The organism is Flavobacterium macrobrachii (assembly GCF_014486675.1).
In the GTDB taxonomy this organism is placed as follows: domain Bacteria; phylum Bacteroidota; class Bacteroidia; order Flavobacteriales; family Flavobacteriaceae; genus Flavobacterium; species Flavobacterium macrobrachii.
On sequence record NZ_JACTAC010000155.1, the window covers coordinates 1 to 1172 of the forward strand.

Here is a 1172-nt window from a genome sequence, read left to right on the forward strand (position 1 = left end):
AGAGGTTACTTTTTATAAATATTTTAAAATTTTAGTTTTTTATTGAGGTTGTGCAACAGTTACTGTTGTTAGCTGATGTATTTATTTTCGTCCGTTTGTTGTTTTATGTATGAATTAAATTCCGACTTTATTCTAGGCGATACTAAATGTTTTTTCAGTTCTAATGCTTGGTTTCTATTTAATGTTACGTAAAACATATCCATCAACAGAGAATCTTTACATCTAATATCTCCACATTTATCATCTTTATCAACTTTAAGAATTTCATTTAAGGTTATTTCAAATTCGTTTTGTGGTATGTTAATTTTTCCTTGGTTGTTAAAATGAGCTACATATATCCACGCTTTTGCGTCTTGAATTTGTGTTTCTATAATCGGATATTTTTCAAATAAATTATCTAGTTCTGAAAAGTTTATTGTATGTGCAACTTCACGAATCATACTTAATATAGTCGTATTTTCAAAGTATTTTTCATTTGTTAATTCAAATGCTTTATGTATGCCGTATTTTCTTGCGTAACCTGCTAATAAATTACTTTTGTAACTTTCTATTCCATATCTTGGAAACCTACCAAGTTTTGAAAGTTTTGTTTTCTTTTTAAATTCTTCAACATTTCCAACAGATGCATAATAGTTTAAAAAATGTCTATGTGCAACATATTGACTTGAACCGCTGTCTCCATTAGGTAATTCAGAAGTGATTTGTTCGGCTATATCAATTTTATTTTGCTCAATTGCTAACTTAACTAGATTAATCTTATTCCAATTTCGAGTAGAATTATTTTCAATTTTGTTAAGATAATCGTTTGCAAGTTCGAGTTCTAGATTATTCTTTTCAATAAAAGTTAAAACAATGCCATCAAGATTGTAAAATTTGTTGTAGTAATTTGGGTGTTCACGTTCTAAATTTCTTTTCAATTCATCTTGATTGTAAACCAATAAAAATGCTTTTCTAACGTCATCGTTAAAATTAAATTCATAATTTGAAATTTCTTCAGTTGAATTTATTGTATTTACTATAAATTCGAGTTTCTCTACTGCAGTCATAATATATCAGCTAACGTTTTGCCGCTTTGCGAAGGCGGGGATTTTCAGCACTAAACTTCATTAAAAGCACAAAGCTTGAATTTAGCACTTCACTGTCATAGAAGCACGAAACCCCCCGCTTTTGCA

Annotated in this window: 1 protein-coding gene; it reads right to left on the minus strand. The window is 28.8% G+C overall.

Annotated elements, in window-relative coordinates; translation table 11 throughout:
- Positions 1-68: 68 nt before the first annotated feature.
- On the minus strand, positions 69-1046 hold the full coding sequence (locus IAI56_RS15685) for a hypothetical protein (protein WP_094411411.1): 978 nt from the start codon (positions 1044-1046) through the stop codon (positions 69-71).
- Positions 1047-1172 lie beyond the last annotated feature (126 nt).

What these genes read in the sequence shown, in the direction of transcription:
- IAI56_RS15685 (WP_094411411.1), bottom strand. Translation starts at nt 1,046, where the DNA reads ATGACTGCAGTAGAGAAACTCGAATTTATAGTAAATACAATAAATTCA.